This window comes from Pseudoalteromonas arctica (assembly GCF_012927645.1).
GTDB classification, from domain to species: domain Bacteria; phylum Pseudomonadota; class Gammaproteobacteria; order Enterobacterales; family Alteromonadaceae; genus Pseudoalteromonas; species Pseudoalteromonas arctica_A.
Map to the genome: position 1 here is coordinate 1 of NZ_JABBMT010000056.1, position 6,201 is coordinate 6,201.

Sequence of the window (6,201 nt, forward strand, 5' to 3'; positions counted from 1 at the left end):
AATTAGGCTCTCAAAAGAGAGTAATAGATCAAACCTAGGGTTCTGCGTCAAGCTTTTATTTACAAAAGCAAATCAAGTGGCTATTTAATGAGCGAGTTTAATTCAAATTAGGGGTGCGGAACAACAGTTTAACCGTGCTGATAATGCGGTAGCAGCAGAAGTTTTTGCAGAAGCGCCGCAAGTGAGCTTACAAGCAAAAGGGGAGTCATTAGGCACGCCGCTAGCCATTATAGCTGAGCCTGATTTGACAAGTAGTGCTAGCTCTCAAGTTGCGACAGTGCAAGTAGCGCCTACAGCAGCATCAACAACCAGAGCTGCACCTAATGCTGCTAATTTACAAGCTCCAGTTTCTCGCCAGGCACCTACTGCGCCTAGTGCTGCCGCCATGTTAGATTTTTGGTGGCAACAAGCCAGTGCTCAAGAGCAGCAAGCTTTTATTGATAAAGTTACAATAAATAGCAAAAGGGCGAATTAATCGCCCTTGTTTAATTTTGAGCTATTTAGCTATTACTTAGCAAACAAGTCGTCAATAGTACCTTGTGCAAGTGGGTGATAACCCGGGCGCGCTTTTAGGTATACGTCATGTGCCCATTCACGTTTACCATTAGTGATCAGAGCGTTGTATAGCGGCACGATTAACTTGCGACGGCCAATACCCGATAAGTGTTTATCAAGTGCTGGATAGATAGGTTGATAGCCATTGCCAACCGCAAGCATAAACCAAGCAAAAGCACGCTCTGCGTTGGTTGATTGGGTTAAATTAAACTCACCATCTAATTCAGTCATTTTTTCAATGCTTAAATCGCGCGGTAAGTTGTTTAAAAAGTGTAGCCATTCATGCACAGTCCAATTTGCAGTAGGTAGTTGTGCGGCTGTTGTTTCACCTTTTAACCATGCTGCTGTTGCACTATCTACTTTATCGAATGCATCTGAGGTTGGGTTTGGTGCATCGCTCGGTAAGCCAGGCTGAAAAATCCACTCGTTTACTTTATCCATGCTAACAACACCTGGATACTGTTCAATTAAGTTCGCTTTTAAGTAAGTAACAAACTCTGCGGTGGTCAAAGATTTGAATGAAAACTCTTTAAAATAGGCTTTTACAAATGGGTCGAACTTGTCGCGACCATACTTGTTTTCAAGATAGATTAAAAACAGCTGACCTTTAGTGTAAGGTACTGAGCTGAATGCATCGTCCGGATCGCGGCCATTAAGTTTTAAGTTAAGGCGAGTATCTGGCGCTGCAATAGTTTTAAGTTGAGCACGCAGGCCCGCAGCGTCAAGCGCTTGCTCCATAACCGCACGGTCACGACCATAAACTTCTTCCATAATACGGTTTTCAACGTACGAGGTAAAACCTTCATTCAGCCATAAGTCTTCCCATGTAGCATTGGTTACTAAGTTGCCAGACCAAGAGTGAGCAAGCTCATGAGCGATTAAGTTAACTAAGCTTTTATCGCCAGCAACAACCGTCGGAGTGATAAACGACAGACGTGGATTTTCCATGCCACCGAAAGGAAAGCTCGGCGGTAGCATTAATAGATCATAACGGCCCCAAGCATATTCACCGTACATGGTACTTGTTTTATCGATCATCGCTTGCGTGTCTGCAAATTCAGCAACTGATGCATCTAAAATGGTCGGTTCAGCAAAAATACCGGTTTGGCGTGACATAGCTTTAAATTCTAGATTACCAGCGCCAATCGCAATTAAGTAAGGTGAGATTGCTTGAGGCATATCAAAAATGTAATCGCCATCTTTATAAAGCGCGTCTTTGTTGTCGGCACTCATTACCGCACGAACATCTTTAGGCGTATGAATCCGCGCCGAGTAAGTTACACGCATCGCTGGGGTATCTTGTACTGGGATCCAACTACGGGCATGAATTGCTTGCGATTGGCTATACATAAACGGATGCGTTTTACTGGCTGTTTGCTCAGGTGTTAACCATTGTAAGCCTGATGCTTCTGGGCGGCTATTGTAGTAAATGCGTACTTTTGCTGCTTGGTTTTTAAAAGTAATAGTTAACGTTGAGCCTTTAACATCATCACGTGCAGCAAGGGTAAATTTTGCTTTATGCCAGCCACCAGTTTGATCTTGATACATTACTTTATCAATATCTAAGTCACGGGTATCAAGTACCAATGTTTTGCTGTCGGCATTTTGCCATTGTAACGTATGCTCAACAAAACCTTCTAACTGCTTGTCAGCAAAGTCGACATCTAAATCAAGATTCAAATGCGTAGTGATTACGTCATCAAGATTGGCATAGGAGTTTTGATCAATGGCATTGGCCATTGCTTGAGAGCACACTCCAGCCATAGCGAGGCTTAAAAAGAGAGGTTTGATTTTCATAAATACCCTAAACACGAATAAAAAGTGCAGGTTTTATATCATGATTGCGATTCATGTTTGAGCATTTTTTACAATCTAGTGCAACATTTGCGACTAAGAGTTACACTAGCGCGATTAGTGACAATTAACCTTTGGGGCATTTTGTGGCTCTCTCTTTGCAAGCTTTTCATACATTTTCTTTACCGAGTCAGTGCTCAGAGTTATTTGAAATTACTGATATTGCACAATTACAATCGGTAGCATTTAGTACGCCTTTTTGTATTTTAGGTGAAGGCAGCAATACGGTGTTCTTAAATGATTATCAAGGCACTGTAATTAAAATGGCCACTGGAGGGGTGGCGGTTACTGAGCGTGAGTATGATTATTTGCTTGCTGTTGCAGCTGGGGAAAACTGGCATCAATTAGTCACTAATACATTGGCACAAGGGATATTTGGCCTTGAGAACTTAGCGCTTATTCCCGGCACTGTGGGGGCGGCTCCGGTACAAAATATTGGTGCCTATGGTGTTGAGCTGGCCAAGTATGTTGAGTATGTCGAATATTTTGATATTGCGACTAAGCAAATAAAACGCTTAAACAAGCAACAGTGTCAGTTTGGTTATCGTGATTCAATCTTTAAGCACTCATTAAAAAATAAAGCGGTGATCACCACGGTGGCATTGGCGTTACCAAAACAGTGGCAACCAGAGCTAAGTTATGGCCCTTTGCAGCAACTCGAACAGGTAACCCCGCAAACTGTCTTTGAGCAAGTGATTAAAACTCGTAATAGCAAATTACCTGACCCATATGTACTGGCTAATGCGGGTAGTTTTTTTAAAAACCCGATAATTACCAATCAGCAGCTCAATGAATTATTGAAACACTTCCCACCGTTACCTCATTATTTTTATGATGATGACCATCATAAGGTAGCAGCAGGTTGGTTAATAGAACAAGCAGGCTTAAAAGGCTATCGGATCGCAGGAATTGAAGTACATCAGCAACAAGCGCTAGTTTTAGTTAATCATGGTGGCAGTGAAGGCAGTGATCTAATTAAAATGATTCAACATATTCAGCAACAAATATGGCAACGTTATCAAATAAGGTTACAGCACGAAGTTCGCTTGATGAATAATGATGCTGAATGCCATATTGCTTTAGGAGATTTAGCATGAAGGCGCCGGATGGTAATAAATTAGCAATCTTAAATGCACTTAATCAAGGTGGCTTTATTTCTGGGCAATTGCTGGGGGAACAACTTGGTATTAGTCGCGCCGCAGTGAGTAAACATATGCAAAGTTTACAAGCGATAGGACTGGATATTTTTAAAGTTAGCGGTAAGGGTTATAGCCTTAATAACTCCGTGGGCTTGTTAGAGCAAAATAAGATCCAGCAATATTATCAAGACTTGAACGCCAGTACGGCACAGATCGAGGTGCATCCGATCATTGATTCGACCAACAGTGAGTTAATGCGCCGTATTGCGGCTAAACAAACACTGGATTCAGGCACTGTCGTCGTCGCAGAAATGCAGCAAGCAGGGCGTGGGCGACGCGGACGCGTTTGGCAGTCTCCATTTGGTGCGAACTTATATTATAGTTATTTTTGGCGCTTAGATGACGGGCTGCAAGCCGCAATGGGTATGTCTATCGCAGTAGGCTTAGCCGTTTACGATACCTTAAAAGCATTGTATCAGTTAGATATTGAACTCAAGTGGCCAAACGATATTTATCTTAATAAAGAAAAGCTCGCAGGTGTTTTGGTCGAATTAGATGGACAGCCCCAAGGGCCATGTCAATTGGTAATAGGCATCGGTATTAATTTGCAAATGCCCGCAAGCTACAGCCAGCAAATCGACCAAGCGTGGACTGATTTGAGCCAGCACAGGCAACAGATTGATAAAAATCAGCTGGTGGCATATTTAACTTATCACCTTGAGCAACGATTGACACAATACAGTCAAACAGGCTTACACGATATGTACCAACAATGGAATTTACTCAATGCCTTTGCAGGGCAGTGTGTGGAGTTAAATACTGGGCATAGAAGCTGGCGTGGTATCTGTGAAGGCATAGATCCACAAGGTGGTATTCGTATTCGCCAAGATGGTGAGGTTAAAAGTTATTACGGTGGTGAAATTTCACTACGCAAGGCAGTTCAATGAGATTACTAATCGATGTAGGTAATACAGCACTTAAAGCCGCGTTATGCCAGCAAGGTGAAATCAAACCGTGTGATGTTAGTGCGCTACCTTGGCGGCAAATTAACGAGCTGGTTTATGCGTGTGTCGGAAAAAGTGAGCAGCTGCACCATATACTCTCGCAGGCTGATTCGTACTGCGTGCCCTGTTTTGAAGCCAAAGTGAGCAAAGAGCTGGGGCGCTTAACATGTGCTTATCAACAGTTTGAAAATTTAGGTATCGACCGCTGGCTTGCGTTAATTGCAGCTTTTACATTATGGCCACAGCAAGATTGCATTGTTATAGATACAGGTACGGCGACAACAATTGATGTACTGAGTGCACAAGGGCAACATTTGGGGGGCTGGATTTTGCCTGGTTTAGATTTAATGACCCACTCACTAACACAAAATACGCAGCGGGTATTTGATGATGTGAATGCAGAATTTAGTAATCAGCTAGGCGTGAATACACCTAACGGATTAAAAAATGGTGCTTTAGTGGCAACTATTGGCGCGATTGAGCAAGCTAAATTACATACCACAGCGAAAAAACCACAATTAATTTTTGCCGGTGGCTACGCAAAGTTATTACAAAGGCATTTCTGTGGTGCGATTTATGATCCGCATCTAGTGATGAAAGGTTTGAATCAATGGTACGAATTGAGCAAAAATTAACAAAAATAGGCGCTTTTGCCTGATTTGTGAGCATTTGGCACATAAAATCACATTTTTTTTAATTTTCTTGTTGCATCACCTCGAACCTTCCTCTAATATCTCGCCCCGTACTAAAGCAGTGCCGACTTAGCTCAGCTGGTAGAGCAACTGACTTGTAATCAGTAGGTCAACCGTTCGACTCGGTTAGTCGGCACCACTTTCCTTTTACCGAAAGTGCTTAGTAAAGAATTATCGTGGAGGGGTTCCCGAGCGGCCAAAGGGATCAGACTGTAAATCTGACGGCTCAGCCTTCGCTGGTTCGAATCCAGCTCCCTCCACCACTTTATTCTTGACGGTTAGAGGTAGTTTAAGAACAGATTGCTAACGCGGGCATCGTATAATGGCTATTACCTCAGCCTTCCAAGCTGATGATGCGGGTTCGATTCCCGCTGCCCGCTCCAGTTTCTGGTGTTGCTGATATAGCTCAGTTGGTAGAGCGCACCCTTGGTAAGGGTGAGGTCGGCAGTTCAACTCTGCCTATCAGCACCAGTCTTAGAATCTTCTTGATTACTTCCTTTATCTGTCAGAAAATACTATTTGAAATTTGAAAAATTTAACTTAATCTACCTCTGGTGGATTATTTTCATATGTAATCTAGATACACAAAACTGATAGGTTCCGTCATGGCAAAAGCAAAGTTTGAACGCGTAAAACCGCATGTAAACGTAGGTACAATCGGCCACGTTGACCACGGTAAAACTACCCTAACTGCAGCAATCACTAACGTACTTGCAAAAGTATACGGCGGTGTTGCTAAAGATTTCGCATCAATCGATAACGCTCCAGAAGAGCGCGAGCGCGGTATCACAATCTCAACTTCACACGTTGAATACGATACGCCGACTCGTCACTACGCACACGTAGATTGTCCTGGACACGCCGATTATGTTAAAAACATGATCACTGGTGCTGCTCAAATGGACGGCGCTATCCTTGTTGTTGCTGCGACTGATGGCCCTATGCCACAAACGCGTG

Annotated in this window: 5 protein-coding genes, 4 tRNA genes and 1 pseudogene; 9 read left to right on the plus strand and 1 reads right to left on the minus strand. The window is 43.1% G+C overall.

Going from position 1 to position 6,201, the window contains the following annotated elements:
• Positions 1-127 precede the first annotated feature (127 nt).
• Positions 128-475: pseudogene (locus tag HHO47_RS18485) on the plus strand (DUF2057 family protein); the annotation flags it as partial.
• A 32-nt stretch (positions 476-507) separates the two neighbouring features.
• On the opposite strand, the gene HHO47_RS18490 reads toward HHO47_RS18485, so the two are convergent.
• Entirely contained in the window at positions 508-2,352 is a 1,845-nt protein-coding gene (locus HHO47_RS18490; RefSeq protein WP_169021627.1) for a M1 family metallopeptidase, read from the minus strand.
• A 143-nt stretch (positions 2,353-2,495) separates the two neighbouring features.
• On the opposite strand from HHO47_RS18490, the gene murB reads away from it, so the two are divergent.
• From murB to HHO47_RS18530, 8 genes are all read left to right on the plus strand, one after another.
• Positions 2,496-3,506, plus strand: coding sequence for a UDP-N-acetylmuramate dehydrogenase (gene murB / locus HHO47_RS18495; RefSeq protein ID WP_169021628.1), 1,011 nt, complete (start codon positions 2,496-2,498; stop codon positions 3,504-3,506).
• Positions 3,503-4,495, plus strand: a complete 993-nt coding sequence (gene birA / locus HHO47_RS18500) for a bifunctional biotin--[acetyl-CoA-carboxylase] ligase/biotin operon repressor BirA (RefSeq protein WP_169021629.1) — start codon at positions 3,503-3,505, stop codon at positions 4,493-4,495. The genes murB and birA overlap by 4 nt, the downstream gene beginning before the upstream one ends.
• Positions 4,492-5,187 carry a type III pantothenate kinase gene (locus tag HHO47_RS18505; protein WP_169021630.1) on the plus strand — a complete coding sequence of 232 codons (696 nt, stop codon included), beginning with the start codon at positions 4,492-4,494 and terminating at the stop codon, positions 5,185-5,187. Before birA ends, HHO47_RS18505 begins: the two co-directional genes overlap by 4 nt.
• Positions 5,188-5,307: 120 nt before the next feature.
• Positions 5,308-5,383: transfer RNA gene (locus HHO47_RS18510), tRNA-Thr, on the plus strand.
• Between the two features lie 39 nt (positions 5,384-5,422).
• Positions 5,423-5,507, plus strand: a tRNA-Tyr gene (locus HHO47_RS18515).
• Positions 5,508-5,552: 45 nt separating this feature from the next.
• Positions 5,553-5,627: transfer RNA gene (locus tag HHO47_RS18520), tRNA-Gly, on the plus strand.
• Between the two features lie 12 nt (positions 5,628-5,639).
• Positions 5,640-5,715, plus strand: a tRNA-Thr gene (locus HHO47_RS18525).
• 134 nt (positions 5,716-5,849) lie between these two features.
• Positions 5,850-6,201 (plus strand): GTP-binding protein (locus HHO47_RS18530; protein ID WP_211183693.1); only part of this gene is annotated, 352 nt, incomplete at its 3' end.